Annotated in this window: 15 protein-coding genes; 12 read left to right on the plus strand and 3 right to left on the minus strand. The window is 57.3% G+C overall.

Annotated elements, in window-relative coordinates; translation table 11 throughout:
- Positions 1-114: 114 nt before the first annotated feature.
- On the plus strand, positions 115-1,215 hold the full coding sequence (gene livJ, locus ABGB15_RS01530) for a branched chain amino acid ABC transporter substrate-binding protein LivJ (RefSeq protein ID WP_215723523.1): 1,101 nt from the start codon (positions 115-117) through the stop codon (positions 1,213-1,215).
- 90 nt (positions 1,216-1,305) lie between these two features.
- Here the strand turns inward: livJ and panM are convergent, their stop codons facing one another.
- Positions 1,306-1,695 (minus strand): aspartate 1-decarboxylase autocleavage activator PanM, encoded by a 390-nt coding sequence (gene panM / locus ABGB15_RS01535; protein WP_152082585.1) that lies wholly within the window; start codon positions 1,693-1,695, stop codon positions 1,306-1,308.
- A 424-nt stretch (positions 1,696-2,119) separates the two neighbouring features.
- Between panM and livK the strand changes: the two genes are divergently transcribed.
- The 10 genes from livK to ugpQ all read left to right on the plus strand — a co-directional run bounded on the left by livK (position 2,120) and on the right by ugpQ (position 12,170).
- On the plus strand, positions 2,120-3,229 hold the full coding sequence (gene livK, locus ABGB15_RS01540; RefSeq protein WP_215723522.1) for a high-affinity branched-chain amino acid ABC transporter substrate-binding protein LivK: 1,110 nt from the start codon (positions 2,120-2,122) through the stop codon (positions 3,227-3,229).
- 46 nt (positions 3,230-3,275) lie between these two features.
- On the plus strand, positions 3,276-4,202 hold the full coding sequence (gene livH / locus ABGB15_RS01545; RefSeq protein ID WP_040078237.1) for a high-affinity branched-chain amino acid ABC transporter permease LivH: 927 nt from the start codon (positions 3,276-3,278) through the stop codon (positions 4,200-4,202).
- The gene (livM, locus tag ABGB15_RS01550) at positions 4,199-5,476 is read left to right on the plus strand and encodes a branched chain amino acid ABC transporter permease LivM (protein WP_215723521.1); all 1,278 of its coding nucleotides are present in this window, start codon (positions 4,199-4,201) and stop codon (positions 5,474-5,476) included. Before livH ends, livM begins: the two co-directional genes overlap by 4 nt.
- Entirely contained in the window at positions 5,473-6,237 is a 765-nt protein-coding gene (livG, locus tag ABGB15_RS01555) for a high-affinity branched-chain amino acid ABC transporter ATP-binding protein LivG (RefSeq protein WP_152082582.1), read from the plus strand. Before livM ends, livG begins: the two co-directional genes overlap by 4 nt.
- Before the next feature lies 1 nt (position 6,238).
- Positions 6,239-6,952 carry a high-affinity branched-chain amino acid ABC transporter ATP-binding protein LivF gene (gene livF / locus ABGB15_RS01560; protein WP_152082581.1) on the plus strand — a complete coding sequence of 238 codons (714 nt, stop codon included), beginning with the start codon at positions 6,239-6,241 and terminating at the stop codon, positions 6,950-6,952.
- Positions 6,953-7,199: 247 nt separating this feature from the next.
- On the plus strand, positions 7,200-8,516 hold the full coding sequence (gene ugpB, locus ABGB15_RS01565) for a sn-glycerol-3-phosphate ABC transporter substrate-binding protein UgpB (RefSeq protein ID WP_215723520.1): 1,317 nt from the start codon (positions 7,200-7,202) through the stop codon (positions 8,514-8,516).
- 106 nt (positions 8,517-8,622) lie between these two features.
- Positions 8,623-9,510 (plus strand): sn-glycerol-3-phosphate ABC transporter permease UgpA, encoded by an 888-nt coding sequence (gene ugpA / locus ABGB15_RS01570; protein WP_023618241.1) that lies wholly within the window; start codon positions 8,623-8,625, stop codon positions 9,508-9,510.
- Positions 9,507-10,352, plus strand: coding sequence for a sn-glycerol-3-phosphate ABC transporter permease UgpE (ugpE, locus tag ABGB15_RS01575; protein ID WP_215723519.1), 846 nt, complete (start codon positions 9,507-9,509; stop codon positions 10,350-10,352). Before ugpA ends, ugpE begins: the two co-directional genes overlap by 4 nt.
- A gap of 1 nt (position 10,353) precedes the next feature.
- A complete protein-coding gene (locus ABGB15_RS01580) occupies positions 10,354-11,424 on the plus strand; it encodes a sn-glycerol-3-phosphate import ATP-binding protein UgpC (protein WP_152082578.1) in 1,071 nt (356 codons plus the stop codon).
- Entirely contained in the window at positions 11,421-12,170 is a 750-nt protein-coding gene (gene ugpQ / locus ABGB15_RS01585; RefSeq protein ID WP_215723518.1) for a glycerophosphodiester phosphodiesterase, read from the plus strand. Before ABGB15_RS01580 ends, ugpQ begins: the two co-directional genes overlap by 4 nt.
- Here ugpQ and ABGB15_RS01590 read toward each other — a convergent pair.
- Positions 12,151-12,531 (minus strand): DUF2756 family protein, encoded by a 381-nt coding sequence (locus ABGB15_RS01590; RefSeq protein ID WP_215723517.1) that lies wholly within the window; start codon positions 12,529-12,531, stop codon positions 12,151-12,153. The two genes, ugpQ and ABGB15_RS01590, sit on opposite strands and share 20 nt — an antisense overlap.
- Before the next feature lie 123 nt (positions 12,532-12,654).
- Between ABGB15_RS01590 and ggt the strand changes: the two genes are divergently transcribed.
- On the plus strand, positions 12,655-14,400 hold the full coding sequence (gene ggt / locus ABGB15_RS01595) for a gamma-glutamyltransferase (protein WP_215723516.1): 1,746 nt from the start codon (positions 12,655-12,657) through the stop codon (positions 14,398-14,400).
- 87 nt (positions 14,401-14,487) lie between these two features.
- Here the strand turns inward: ggt and yhhY are convergent, their stop codons facing one another.
- Positions 14,488-14,976, minus strand: coding sequence for an N-acetyltransferase (gene yhhY / locus ABGB15_RS01600; protein ID WP_152082575.1), 489 nt, complete (start codon positions 14,974-14,976; stop codon positions 14,488-14,490).
- Positions 14,977-15,217: the final 241 nt, after the last annotated feature.

Consider the following 15,217-nt stretch of genomic DNA (forward strand, 5'->3'; position numbering starts at 1 on the left):
ATGTTTTAGCAGAGTGTGCTGAAAAAGCGCGAGTGGCACACCTATAAACGAAATAAAGCGCTACACAACAACATCACAACAATCGTAATAACCATAATAATGGGGAATCTCAGGATGAACATGAAGGGTAAAGCGTTACTGGCAGGATGTATCGCGCTGGCATTCAGCACCATGGCTCAGGCAGATATCAAAGTGGCTGTTGTTGGGGCGATGTCCGGTCCGGTAGCGCAGTACGGCGATCAGGAGTTTACGGGCGCGGAACAGGCGGTTGCAGACATTAATGCTAAGGGCGGTATCAAAGGCGAAAAACTGCAGATCGTAAAATATGATGATGCCTGTGACCCGAAACAAGCGGTCGCGGTGGCGAACAAAGTGGTGAACGACGGGATCAAATACGTTATCGGTCACCTGTGCTCCTCCTCCACGCAGCCTGCGTCTGACATCTATGAAGACGAAGGCATTCTGATGATCACGCCTGCCGCGACTGCACCGGAACTGACCTCGCGCGGTTATAAGCTGATCCTGCGTACCACGGGTCTGGACTCCGATCAGGGCCCGACTGCCGCGAAATACATTCTGGATAAAGTGAAACCGCAGCGTATTGCGATCGTTCATGACAAACAGCAGTACGGTGAAGGTCTGGCGCGTGCGGTGCAGGATAACCTGAAGAAAGGCAACGCTAACGTGGTGTTCTTCGACGGTATCACCGCCGGTGAGAAAGACTTCTCCACCCTGGTGGCGCGTCTGAAGAAAGAGAATATCGATTTCGTTTACTACGGTGGCTATCACCCGGAAATGGGCCAGATCCTGCGTCAGGCACGTGCGGCTGGCCTGAAAACCCAGTTCATGGGGCCAGAAGGTGTGGCGAACGTCTCCTTGTCTAACATCGCGGGTGAATCTGCTGAAGGCCTGCTGGTGACCAAGCCGAAGAATTACGACCAGGTGCCTGCGAACAAACCGATCGTAGATGCCATCAAGGCGAAGAAGCAGGACCCAAGCGGTGCGTTCGTGTGGACCACCTACGCTGCGCTGCAGTCTCTGCAGGCGGGCCTGAACCAGTCAGCCGATCCGGCTGAGATTGCCACCTGGCTGAAAGCGAACTCCGTCGACACCGTGATGGGGCCGCTGTCCTGGGATGAGAAGGGCGATCTGAAAGGCTTCGAGTTTGGTGTGTTTGACTGGCATGCGAACGGTACCGCTACAGACGCCAAATAAAAGCAAAAAGGCAACGTAAGTTGCCTTTTTTAATGTTTTCTCCCTCTCCCCGTGGGAGAGGGCTGGGGTGAGGGCAACAGGCCGCACACATCAACTCTGACGCTTCTCCCACCCGTTCGCCTGCGCCGTAAACCCTAACGCCTGCATAAACGCCGCCATCACGCCGCGGTCTTCCACGCCCACGTCGGCCATCCACCAGGAGGTGACGCTCGGGTTTTCGCGGATCACTTCTTCAATCAAATACTGCCCCACGCCACGGCGACGGGTAACGTCACGCACGCGCAGTGAATCCAGCGCGCCCTGCGTGCCGCTCAGCGTCACGCGAACGGCGGCCAGTAAACGCTCGTTAAAGCGTGCGGCATAAATGCGGTGATTCTCGTCAACGCTCAGTGATGAAGGGGAGTATTCCGGCCAGATTTTGCCCAGGTCGATATGATCCTGGTCGCTAAAGGTCACCAGACGAACGATAGTCAGTTTCATTAGCTGCTTGTCCAAATCAAAAAGAGTAAGGGCAGTGTACTCAATTTATTCCGCCAGCGGCTTCCTCTTTTTATATCCATATACCAGGTGATTAGTTTTTTGGTAACGCCATGTGTAGTTCGAAAATACATGGATCGAAAAATAAGCAGAATTTTAACCTAAATGGTAGTGATTTATTCGGCGCAATGTACCGTTATTTTATGCTGCCAACTGTGCTTTTATTTGTTTATCTCTGCCTGATTTCAGAATATTATCTTTGCTTAATCGCCTGAAAAATAGAGATTTTAGTCTGGTTTTTGACAAAAAACTGCGCTAAACCATTAAAGGCACTGGTAAAAATAGCGTTGTTCAATAAAAGTACAGAATGCTTTTTAACCATAATAAAACAAAATATAAACATCACGTCACGAATGGGGATTCAGAGATGAAAAGGAACGCGAAAGCATTAATCGCGGGAATGGTTGCACTGTCGATTTCGCAGGCAGCCATGGCGGACGATATTAAAGTTGCCGTTGTCGGTGCCATGTCCGGTCCGGTTGCCCAGTGGGGCGACATGGAGTTCAACGGCGCGCGTCAGGCCATCAAAGATATCAATGCCAAAGGCGGTATTAAGGGCGACAAACTGGTCGGCGTAGAGTATGACGACGCCTGCGATCCTAAACAGGCCGTCGCGGTTGCCAACAAAATCGTGAACGATGGCATCCAGTACGTCATCGGCCATTTGTGTTCATCCTCCACGCAGCCCGCGTCTGATATCTACGAAGACGAAGGCATTCTGATGATCACCCCAGGCGCAACCAACCCGGAACTGACCCAGCGCGGCTATCAGCACATCATGCGTACCGCTGGTCTGGACTCCTCTCAGGGGCCAACGGCCGCAAAATACATCCTTGAGGCCGTCAAGCCGCAGCGCATCGCCATTATTCATGACAAGCAGCAGTACGGCGAAGGTCTGGCGCGCTCGGTTCAGGACGGCCTGAAAAAAGGCGGCGCGAATATCGTCTTCTTTGATGGCATTACCGCAGGCGAGAAAGATTTCTCCGCGCTGATTGCCCGTCTGCAAAAAGAGAATATCGACTTCGTTTACTATGGTGGCTACTACCCGGAAATGGGCCAGATGCTGCGTCAGGCGCGCGCGACTGGTCTTAAAACCCAGTTCATGGGGCCAGAGGGCGTGGGCAATGCTTCCCTGTCTAATATCGCGGGCGATTCTGCCGAAGGCATGCTGGTAACAATGCCAAAACGCTATGACCAGGAGCCGGCAAACAAGGCTATCGTAGAGGCGCTCAAGGCGCAGAAGAAAGATCCAAGTGGTCCTTACGTCTGGATCACCTACGCCGCGGTACAGTCTCTGGCCACCGCGCTGGAACGTACCGGCAGCAAAGAGCCGCTGGATCTGGTGAAAGATTTAAAAGCACACGGGGCGAACACCGTGATTGGGCCGCTGAACTGGGATGAGAAAGGCGATCTGAAGGGATTTGAATTTGGTGTCTTTAAGTGGCACGCCGACGGGTCTTCCTCGGTCGCCAGATAATTATCCCGCCGCCCGGATTACCGGGCGGGTATAAAAAGGTTTCCTTATGTCCGAGCAGTTTCTCTATTTCTTGCAGCAGATGTTTAACGGCGTCACGCTGGGAAGCACCTACGCGCTGATCGCCATCGGCTACACGATGGTTTACGGCATTATCGGCATGATCAACTTCGCCCACGGCGAGGTGTACATGATCGGTAGCTACGTCTCTTTTATGATCATTGCCGCCCTGATGATGATGGGCATCGACAGTAGCTGGCTGCTGGTCGCCGCCGGGTTTGTCGGCGCGATTGTGATTGCCAGCGCCTACGGCTGGAGTATCGAGCGCGTGGCCTACCGGCCGGTGCGCAGCTCCAAACGCCTGATTGCGCTGATCTCCGCGATTGGTATGTCTATCTTCCTGCAAAACTACGTCAGCCTGACCGAAGGTTCGCGCGACGTGGCGCTGCCTAGCCTGTTCAACGGCCAGTGGATTGTGGGGGCCAGCGAAAACTTCTCTGCCTCTATCACCACCATGCAGCTGGTTATCTGGATTGTGACCTTCCTGGCAATGCTGGCGCTGACTATTTTCATTCGCTACTCCCGCATGGGACGCGCCTGCCGCGCCTGCGCGGAAGACCTGAAAATGGCGAGTCTGCTCGGTATCAACACCGACCGCGTGATTGCGCTCACCTTCGTGATCGGCGCAGCGATGGCGGCAGTGGCGGGCGTGCTGCTTGGTCAGTTCTACGGCGTGATCAACCCGTACATCGGCTTTATGGCCGGGATGAAAGCCTTCACCGCGGCGGTACTGGGCGGTATCGGCAGTATTCCGGGCGCGATGATCGGCGGCCTGATCCTGGGCGTGGCCGAAGCGCTCTCCTCGGCGTACCTGAGTACGGAATATAAAGATGTGGTGTCGTTTGCCCTGCTGATTCTGGTTCTGCTGGTAATGCCTACCGGTATTCTGGGCCGTCCGGAGGTAGAGAAAGTATGAAACCGATGCATTTTGCAATGGCGCTGCTCTCTGCCGCCATGTTCTTCGTGCTGGCGGGCGTCTTTATGGGCGTCCAGTTAGAACTGGATGGCACTAAGCTGGTGGTGGATACCGCCGCCGACATCCGCTGGCAGTGGGTGTTTATCGGTACTGCCGTGGTGTTCCTGTTCCAGCTTCTGCGTCCGGTATTCCAGAAGACGCTGAAAGGCGTCTCCGGGCCGAAATTCGTGCTGCCTGCTATCGACGGCTCTACCGTGAAGCAGAAGCTGTTCCTCGTGGCGCTGCTGGTGGCGGCTGTAGCGTGGCCGTTCATGGTGTCGCGCGGCACGGTAGATATCGCCACCCTGACCATGATTTACGTGATCCTCGGTCTCGGTCTGAACGTGGTGGTGGGCTTGTCTGGCTTGCTGGTACTGGGCTACGGCGGTTTCTACGCCATCGGCGCGTACACCTTTGCGCTGTTGAACCACTATTACGGCCTCGGCTTCTGGACGTGCCTGCCGCTGGCGGGGCTGGTCTCTGCAGCCGCGGGCTTCCTGCTCGGCTTCCCGGTGCTGCGCCTGCGCGGTGACTACCTGGCGATTGTGACCTTAGGCTTCGGCGAAATCGTCCGTATCCTGCTGCTTAACAACACTGAAGTGACCGGCGGCCCGAACGGCATCAGCCAGATCCCGAAACCGACCTTCTTCGGCCTGGAGTTCAGCCGTTCCGCCCGTGAAGGTGGCTGGGACACCTTCAGCAACTTCTTTGGCATCAAGTATGACCCGTCCGACCGCGTGATCTGGCTCTACCTGGTGGCGCTGCTGCTGGTGGTCATTACCCTGTTCGTGATTAACCGTCTGCTGCGCATGCCGCTGGGCCGCGCGTGGGAAGCGCTGCGTGAAGATGAGATCGCCTGTCGCTCGCTGGGCCTGAACCCGACCCGCATCAAGCTGACCGCGTTCACCATCAGCGCCGCGTTTGCCGGTTTCGCCGGGACACTGTTCGCCGCGCGTCAGGGCTTTGTCAGCCCGGAATCGTTCACTTTTGCCGAATCGGCCTTCGTGCTGGCGATTGTGGTGCTCGGCGGGATGGGCTCGCAGTTCGCCGTGATCCTCGCGGCTATCCTGCTGGTGGTCTCGCGTGAGCTGATGCGCGACTTTAACGAGTACAGCATGCTGATGCTGGGTGGTTTGATGGTGCTGATGATGATCTGGCGTCCGCAGGGCCTGCTGCCGATGACCCGTCCACAGCTGAAGCTGAAGAACGGGCAAGCAAAAGGAGAGCAGGCATGAAGCCTTTATTATCTGTTAACGGCCTGATGATGCGTTTTGGTGGCCTGCTGGCGGTCAATAACGTCAATCTGGATCTGCACAAAAAAGAGATCGTCTCCCTGATTGGCCCGAACGGCGCGGGGAAAACCACGGTGTTTAACTGCCTGACCGGTTTTTACAAGCCGACGGGCGGCACCATCATGCTGCGTGACCAGCATCTTGAAGGGCTGCCGGGCCAGCAGATTGCCCGCATGGGCGTGGTGCGTACCTTCCAGCACGTGCGTCTGTTCCGCGAGATGACGGTGATTGAGAACCTGCTGGTGGCGCAACACCAGCAGCTTAAAACCGGCGTCTTTTCTGGCCTGCTCAAAACCCCGGCCTTCCGCCGCGCGCAGGAGGAAGCGCTTGACCGCGCGGCGACCTGGCTCGACCGTATTGGCCTGCTGCAACATGCCAACCGTCAGGCGAGCAACCTGGCCTATGGCGACCAGCGTCGTCTGGAGATTGTGCGCTGCATGGTGACGCAGCCGGAAATCCTGATGCTCGACGAACCGGCGGCGGGCCTCAACCCGAAAGAGACCAAAGAGCTGGACGAGCTGATTGCCGAGCTGCGCGATCATCACGACACCACTATCCTGCTGATTGAGCATGACATGAAGCTGGTGATGGGCATTTCAGACCGTATCTACGTGGTAAACCAGGGTACGCCGCTGGCGAATGGCACACCGGAAGAGATCCGTAACAACCCGGACGTGATCCGCGCATACCTTGGTGAGGCATAAGATGGAAAAAGCGATGTTAACGTTCGACAAGGTGAATGCCCATTACGGCAAGATCCAGGCGCTGCACGACGTCAGCCTGCATATCAATCAGGGTGAAATCGTCACCCTGATTGGGGCCAACGGCGCGGGGAAAACCACGCTGCTCGGCACGCTGTGCGGCGACCCGCGCGCCACCAGCGGGCGAATAGTGTTTGATGGCAAAGACATCACCGACTGGCAGACTGCCAGGATCATGCGTGAGGCGGTAGCAATTGTCCCGGAAGGGCGTCGCGTGTTCTCGCGTATGACGGTGGAAGAGAACCTGGCGATGGGCGGTTTCTTTGCCGATCGCGATCAGTTCCAGACCCGCATCAAGTGGGTATATGAACTCTTCCCGCGCCTGTGGGAGCGGCGCATTCAGCGTGCGGGCACCATGTCCGGCGGTGAACAGCAGATGCTGGCGATTGGCCGCGCGCTGATGAGCCAGCCGCGCCTGCTGCTGCTGGACGAACCGTCGCTCGGTCTTGCACCGATCATCATCCAGCAGATTTTCGACACCATCGAACAGTTGCGCAAAGAGGGGATGACCATCTTCCTCGTCGAGCAGAACGCCAACCAGGCGCTGAAGCTCGCCGATCGCGGCTACGTGCTGGAGAATGGTCGCGTGGTGCTCTCCGATACCGGCGACGCGCTGCTGGCGAACGAAGCGGTGCGGAGTGCGTATTTAGGCGGCTAAGCCGTCTGTATCGCCCGGTGGCGCTTACGCTTACCGGGCCTACGGGATCGAGTAGGCTGGGTAAGGCGTAGCCGCCACCCGGCTTTTTTTACCCCCCACCCCCTTCACACAACCATCATCCCCCTGACGCTTTGTTGTCACTTATCTGTAAACAAACAGTTATTTTTCTGTCATTCGAGCATGTCATGTTACCTCGCGAGCACAAAACGCGTGATATCGCGCATCCGGCACAATAAGAGAGATGACAATGACATCGTTACGACATACAGCTTTGGGTCTGGCAATCGGTCTGGCTTTTGCGACGAACGCAATGGCTGTCACCACCATTCCGTTCTGGCATTCCATGGAAGGGGAGTTGGGTAAAGAGGTTGACTCCCTGGCGCAACGTTTCAACGACGCCCACCCGGATTACAAAATTGTGCCGGTGTACAAAGGCAACTACGAACAGAGCCTGAGCGCGGGTATCGCCGCCTTCCGTACCGGTAACGCACCTGCCATTCTGCAGGTTTATGAAGTGGGCACCGCCACCATGATGGCCTCTAAAGCCATCAAACCGGTCTATGAAGTGTTCAAAGACGCAGGCATTAACTTCGACGAATCCCAGTTCGTGCCGACCGTCTCCGGTTACTACACCGATTCTAAAACCGGCCATATGCTGTCGCAGCCGTTCAACAGCTCCACGCCGGTGCTGTACTACAACAAAGACGCCTTCAAAAAAGCCGGTTTAGACCCGGAGCAGCCGCCAAAAACCTGGCAGGATCTGGCGGAGTACACCGCGAAGCTGAAAGCGGCGGGGATGAAGTGCGGCTACGCCAGCGGCTGGCAGGGCTGGATTCAGATTGAAAACTTCAGCGCCTGGCACGGTCTGCCGGTCGCCACCAAAAACAACGGCTTCGACGGTACGGATGCCGTGCTGGAGTTCAACAAGCCAGAGCAGGTGAAGCACATCGCGCTGCTTGCCGATCTGAACAAGAAGGGCGACTTCAGCTACTTTGGCCGTAAAGACGAATCCACCGAGAAGTTCTACAACGGCGACTGCGCCATTACCACCGCCTCTTCCGGCTCGCTGGCAGACATCCGCCACTACGCCAAATTCAATTACGGCGTGGGCATGATGCCATACGACGCTGACGTAAAAGGCGCGCCGCAGAACGCCATCATCGGCGGGGCGAGCCTGTGGGTGATGCAGGGTAAAGACAACGGCACCTACAAAGGCGTGGCCGAGTTCCTCGACTTCCTGGCGAAGCCGGAAAATGCCGCCGAATGGCACCAGAAGACCGGCTATCTGCCGATCACCAAAGCTGCGTATGACCTGACCCGTGAGCAGGGCTTCTACAGCAAAAACCCAGGAGCCGATATCGCCACGCGCCAGATGCTGAACAAGCCGCCGTTGCCGTTCACCAAAGGCCTGCGTCTCGGCAACATGCCGCAGATCCGCACCATCGTGGATGAAGAGTTAGAGAGCGTGTGGACCGGTAAGAAGACGCCTCAGCAGGCGCTGGACTCTGCGGTAGATCGCGGGAATCAGCTGCTGCGCCGCTTTGAGCAGTCGACCAAATCGTAATCTGTGATTTGCCCGGTGGCGCTTCGCTTACCGGGCCTACGACGTGCCACATCCAGGCCGGGTAAGGCGTAACCGTCACCCGGCATTGTTCAGGAACCAAATGTCAATGTCCTCATCCCGTCCGGTGTTCCGTTCCCGCTGGCTGCCGTACCTGCTGGTCGCGCCGCAGCTGGTCATCACCGTTATCTTCTTTATCTGGCCTGCGGGCGAAGCGCTGTGGTACTCGGTGCAAAGCGTCGATCCGTTTGGGCTTTCCAGCCAGTTTGTCGGGCTGGACAACTTCACCGCGCTGTTCCATGACAGCTACTATCTTGACTCCTTCTGGACGACAATGAAGTTCAGCGCGCTCGTCACCGTCAGCGGCCTTGTGGCGTCGTTGTTTTTCGCCGCGCTGGTGGATTATGTGGTGCGCGGCAGCCGTCTGTATCAGACCCTGATGCTGCTGCCCTACGCCGTGGCCCCCGCCGTGGCCGCCGTACTGTGGATCTTCCTGTTTAACCCTGGTCGCGGGCTGATCACCCATTTCCTGGCAGAATTTGGTTATGACTGGAACCACGCCCAGAACAGTGGTCAGGCGATGTTCCTGGTGGTGTTTGCCTCGGTGTGGAAGCAGATCAGCTACAACTTCCTGTTCTTCTTTGCCGCGTTGCAGTCCATCCCTCGTTCGCTGGTGGAAGCCGCCGCGATTGACGGCGCAGGTCCCATTCGTCGTTTCTTCCGATTATCGCTGCCGCTGATCGCTCCGGTGAGTTTCTTCCTGCTGGTGGTCAACCTGGTGTACGCCTTCTTCGACACCTTCCCGGTGATCGACGCGGCCACCGCAGGCGGACCGGTACAGGCAACGACAACGCTGATTTATAAGATCTACCGCGAAGGCTTTGCGGGGCTGGATCTCTCGGCTTCGGCCGCGCAGTCGGTCGTGCTGATGTTCCTCGTCATCATCCTCACGGTGGTGCAGTTCCGCTATGTTGAAAGTAAGGTGCGCTACCAATGATTGAGAACCGTCGCGGGCTGACGATTTTCAGCCATACCATGCTGATTCTGGGCATCATCGTCATCCTGTTCCCGCTGTACGTGGCCTTTGTTGCCGCCACGCTGGACACCAAAGCGGTATTCGACACGCCGATGACGCTGATCCCTGGCGGGTACCTTTTCGAGAACATGAAGACCATCTGGACCCAGGGCGTGGGGGCCAACAGCGCACCGTTCTGGCTGATGATGCTCAACAGCTTCATCATGGCGTTTGGCATCACCGTGGGCAAAATCACGGTGTCGATGCTCTCGGCCTTCGCCATCGTCTGGTTCCGCTTTCCGCTGCGTAACCTCTTCTTCTGGATGATCTTCATCACCCTGATGCTGCCGGTGGAAGTGCGTATTTTCCCGACGGTGGAAGTGATCGCCAACCTCAGGATGCTCGACAGCTACGCGGGCTTAACCCTGCCGCTGATGGCCTCGGCGACCGCCACCTTCCTGTTCCGCCAGTTCTTTATGACCCTGCCGGACGAACTGATTGAAGCCGCGCGTATCGACGGCGCGTCGCCGATGCGCTTCTTCCGCGACATCGTGCTGCCGCTGTCGAAAACGAACCTCGCGGCGCTGTTTGTGATCACCTTTATCTACGGCTGGAACCAGTATCTGTGGCCGCTGCTGATTATTCAGGACGTCAACCTCGGCACCGCCGTGGCGGGCATCAAAGGCATGATCGCCACTGGCGAAGGCACCACCCTCTGGAACCAGGTGATGGCGGCGATGCTGCTGACCCTTATCCCCCCGGTCGTTATCGTTTTAGCCATGCAGCGTGCGTTTGTGCGTGGTTTAGTGGACAGTGAGAAATAAGATGGCAGGTTTAAAATTACAGGCAGTCACCAAAAGCTGGGATGGCAAAACCCAGGTCATTCAGCCATTAACGCTCGACGTGGCGGACGGAGAGTTTATCGTGATGGTCGGTCCGTCCGGCTGCGGCAAGTCAACGCTGCTGCGCATGGTGGCGGGGCTTGAGCGCGTCACCTCCGGGGATATCTGGATTGACCGCCAGCGCGTCACCGAGATGGAGCCGAAAGACAGAGGCATCGCGATGGTGTTCCAGAACTATGCCCTCTATCCGCACATGAGCGTGGAAGAGAACATGGCCTGGGGGCTGAAAATCCGCGGCATGGGCAAAGGTCATATCGACGAGCGCGTGAAAGAGGCCGCGCGCATTCTGGAGCTGGATGGCTTGCTGAAACGCCGCCCACGAGAGCTTTCCGGCGGTCAGCGCCAGCGCGTGGCGATGGGGCGCGCCATCGTGCGCGACCCGGCCGTATTCCTGTTCGATGAGCCGCTCTCTAACCTCGACGCCAAGCTGCGCGTGCAGATGCGCCTTGAGCTGCAGCAGCTGCATCGTCGTCTGAAAACCACCTCGCTGTACGTCACGCACGATCAGGTCGAGGCCATGACCCTCGCCCAGCGCGTGATGGTAATGAACAAAGGCATCGCCGAGCAGATTGGCACCCCGGTGGAAGTGTACGAAAAACCGGCCAGCCGCTTTGTGGCGAGCTTTATCGGCAGCCCGGCAATGAACCTGCTGGAAGGGCGCATCAGCAGCGCGGGCACCCACTTTGAGCTGGAAAGCGGGATGGCATTACCGATCAACTGGTACTATCGTGGCTACGCCGGGCGTAAGATGACGCTCGGTATCCGCCCGGAACATATTGCTTTAACCTCTCAGGCGGACGGCGGCGTGCCGCTGGTGATGGACACGCTGGAGATGCTGGGCGCTGATAACCTGGCGCATGGACGCTGGGGCGAGCAAAAAATGGTGGTGCGACTGGCGCATCAGGAGCGCCCTAAAGCGGGCAGCACGCTGTGGCTGCATCTGCCGGAAAATCACCTGCACTTATTTGACGGTGAAACAGGACAACGAGTATGAGCAACTGGCCTTATCCCCACATCGTCGCTCACCGTGGCGGCGGTAAACTGGCACCGGAAAACACCCTGGCCGCCATCGACACGGGGGCGCGTTTCGGTCACACGATGATCGAGTTCGACGCCAAACTGTCGAAAGACGGTGAGATTTTCCTGCTGCACGACGACAACCTCGAACGCACCAGCAACGGCTGGGGCGTGGCGGGTGAGCTGCCGTGGCGCGATCTGCTGAAGGTGGATGCCGGAAGCTGGTATAGCGGCGAATTTAAGGGTGAACCGCTGCCGCTGCTGGCGGACGTGGCGGACCGTTGTCGTCATCACGGGATGATGGCCAACATTGAAATCAAACCGACCACCGGCACCGGGCCGTTAACGGGTAAGGTGATTGCGCTGGCCGCGCGTGAACTGTGGGAAGGCATGACCGCGCCGCTGCTGTCGTCATTTGACATCGACGCGCTGGAGGCCGCGCAGGCTGCTGTGCCGGAGCTACCGCGTGGGCTGCTGCTGGACGAGTGGCGTGAAGACTGGCGCGCGCTGACGACCCGCTTAGCCTGCGTGTCGATCCACCTGAATCACAAGCTGCTGGATGAAGCACGAGTGAAAATGCTGAAAGACGCGGGGCTGCACATTCTGGTCTATACCGTTAACAAACCCCAGCGTGCGGCCGAGCTGCTGCGCTGGGGCGTGGACAGCATCTGTACCGATGCGATTGACCGGATCGGCCCAAACTTTAGTTCTGCGGATTATTAAGCATACTGCCGTTCGACTGCGACGGCAGCATATGCTGCTGACCGCTGTTTAACGTGCTACCACCGCTCAGCATCCCGCCGTTTTTATTCTGCAGCGGCTGCTCACGCACCTGACCCTGCTGGATGCGCTGCGTATTGGCGTTCATCTGGTTTTGCAGGCTTTGTTGCTGTACCTGCGTCTGTGTTCTCAGTTGCTGGTTCAGCATCCCTTTCTGCTGTTGCTGCTGGCTCATCATCTCCGTCTGCATGCGCTGCTGGCTCGGAATGACGTAACCCTGCTGGTTAGGGTTATTCAGGGTATTCAGTGGCTGTGCGAGCGCCGCGAACGGGAGCAGCGCCGTAAGAATCAGTAAGCGTTTCATTGTCATCTCCTCCTTTTGAGGCTTCTCTTAAGTTTACCCTGATTCAACCATAACGATGATTTTTTAGGAGTTGTGAACCAGGCTTAAGCGGGGAATATGGGCCCCTTCACCTGGAGAACAATAATGATGAAACCAACGTTTTTGCGCTGGGTAGCGATCGCCGCGCTGATGGCAGGCGGCACATTTAGCGTGGCGGCCAACCCGCCCGCGGCTCCGCCAGTGTCCTACGGCGTGGAGGAAGATGTTTTTCATCCCGTGCGGGCGACGCATGGCATGGTGGCGTCAGTGGATGCGCTTGCGACGCAGGTGGGCGTCGATATTCTCAAGCAGGGCGGTAACGCGGTGGATGCGGCGGTCGCAGTGGGATACGCGCTGGCGGTGACGCACCCGCAGGCGGGTAACCTCGGCGGCGGCGGCTTTATGATGCTGCGTACCAAAGACGGTAAAACCACAGCCATCGATTTCCGCGAAATGGCTCCCGGTCAGGCTTCCCGCGATATGTTCCTCGACGAGCAGGGGAACCCGGACAGCAAAAAATCCCTGACCTCGCATCTGGCGTCCGGTACGCCGGGCACCGTTGCGGGCTTCTCGCTGGCGCTGGAGAAATACGGCACGATGCCGCTGAACAAAGTGGTGCAGCCTGCCATCAAACTTGCGCGGGATGGCTTTGTGGTGAACGACGCGCTGGCCGACGATCTCAAAACCTACGGCAGTGAAGTCATTCCCAATCATGAAAACAGCAAGGCGATCTTCTGGAAAGAGGGCGAACCGTTGAAAAAGGGCGACAGGCTGGTGCAGAAGAACCTTGCGAAAAGCCTGGAGTTGATTGCCGAAAACGGCCCGGATGCCTTCTATAAGGGGGCGATTGCCGATCAGATTGCCGACGAGATGCAAAAGAACGGCGGGCTTATCACCAAAGCGGATCTGGCCGAGTACAAGGCGGTGGAGCGCGAGCCGATTAGCGGCACCTACCGCGGCTACGAGGTCTTCTCCATGCCGCCACCGTCTTCCGGCGGCATTCACATCGTGCAGATCCTCAACATCCTTGAAAACTTCGATATGCACAAGTTCGGCTTCGGCAGCGCGGACGCCATGCAGGTGATGGCAGAAGCGGAAAAACGCGCCTACGCCGACCGCTCGGAGTACCTCGGCGATCCGGACTTCGTGAAGGTGCCGTGGCAGGCGCTGACCAACAAGGCCTATGCCAAATCGATTGCCGATGAGATCGACATCAACAAGGCCAAACCGTCCAGCGAGATCCGCCCCGGCAAGCTGGCCCCGTATGAAAGTAACCAGACCACGCATTTCTCTGTGGTGGATAAAGACGGGAATGCGGTGGCGGTGACCTACACGCTGAATACTACCTTCGGCACCGGGATTGTCGCGGGCAACAGCGGCATTTTGCTGAACAATGAAATGGATGACTTTTCGGCCAAACCGGGTGTACCAAATGTCTACGGGCTGGTCGGCGGCGATGCGAATGCCGTCGGGCCGAAGAAGCGTCCGCTGTCGTCCATGTCCCCTACCATCGTGGTGAAAGACGGCAAGACCTGGCTGGTGACCGGGAGCCCTGGCGGGAGCCGGATTATCACTACTGTGCTACAAATGGTGGTGAACAGCATCGATTTTGGGATGAACGTCGCCGAAGCGACCAATGCTCCGCGTTTCCACCACCAGTGGCTGCCAGATGAGCTGCGCGTCGAGAAAGGCTTTAGCCCGGACACGATCAAACTGCTGGAGCAGCGCGGGCAGAAGGTGGCGGTGAAAGAGGCGATGGGCAGCACCCAGAGCATTATGGTCGGGCCGGACGGTGCGCTGTTCGGGGCGTCCGATCCGCGTTCGGTGGATGATTTAACGGCGGGATATTGATTTTGTTGCCCGGTGGCGCTGCGCTTAGCGGGCCTACAACGGCATGAACGTAGGCCGGGTAAGGCGAAGCCGCCACCCGGCAACAAACTATTTCATACGCGCCATATAATACGCATCCACATACTCGCCGTTGCGCAGGGCGTAGCGCTTGCCGGTGCCTTCAATCTCAAACCCGTGCTTTTTATACACCGCAATCGCCGGTGCGTTATCAACAAACACTGTCAGCTCAATACGGTCGACGCGCAGCCAGTTGTCGCACATGTCGATCATGGTGCGAATCAACGCGCTGGCCACGCCGCGGTTATGCCACTGTGCGCCTACGCAGATACCGAAATCGGCAACGTGGCTGCGGCGCGGTCGCTGGGCGACGTCAATGGTGAGGTGGCCGACCACGATATCATCAATGCAGGCAACCAGCTGCTTAATGCCCGGCTGCTCGCCTAGCCGCATTTGCCACATTTCCATTGAAGGATGGGGAACCTGTAGCGTGTTGTGATACACCTCCGGCTGGGCGTGGATCTGACGAATGGCGTCGTAATCTTTCGGTTCCGCGTGGCGTATCACTATTTCACTCATTCCTTCATCCTCTGTCAGTTAAAAATCCCTTCCAACATCATTGACTTTAAAATTTGCGTCAACTGCTATTTTTTGCAAAAAGTGTTGGACAAGTGCGAATGAGAATGATTATTATTGCTCTGCGTTCAGGAAGACCGTTACGGGAACCTGAAAGCACGACATTGCTCACATTGCTTCCAGTATTATTTTAGCCAGCTTTTAGCTGGCTTTTTTTTTGCCCTTTTTCTCTCTCCCCGTGGGA

This window comes from Enterobacter sp. MALB-1 (genome assembly GCF_041021625.1).
In the GTDB taxonomy this organism is placed as follows: Bacteria; Pseudomonadota; Gammaproteobacteria; order Enterobacterales; family Enterobacteriaceae; genus Enterobacter; species Enterobacter oligotrophicus.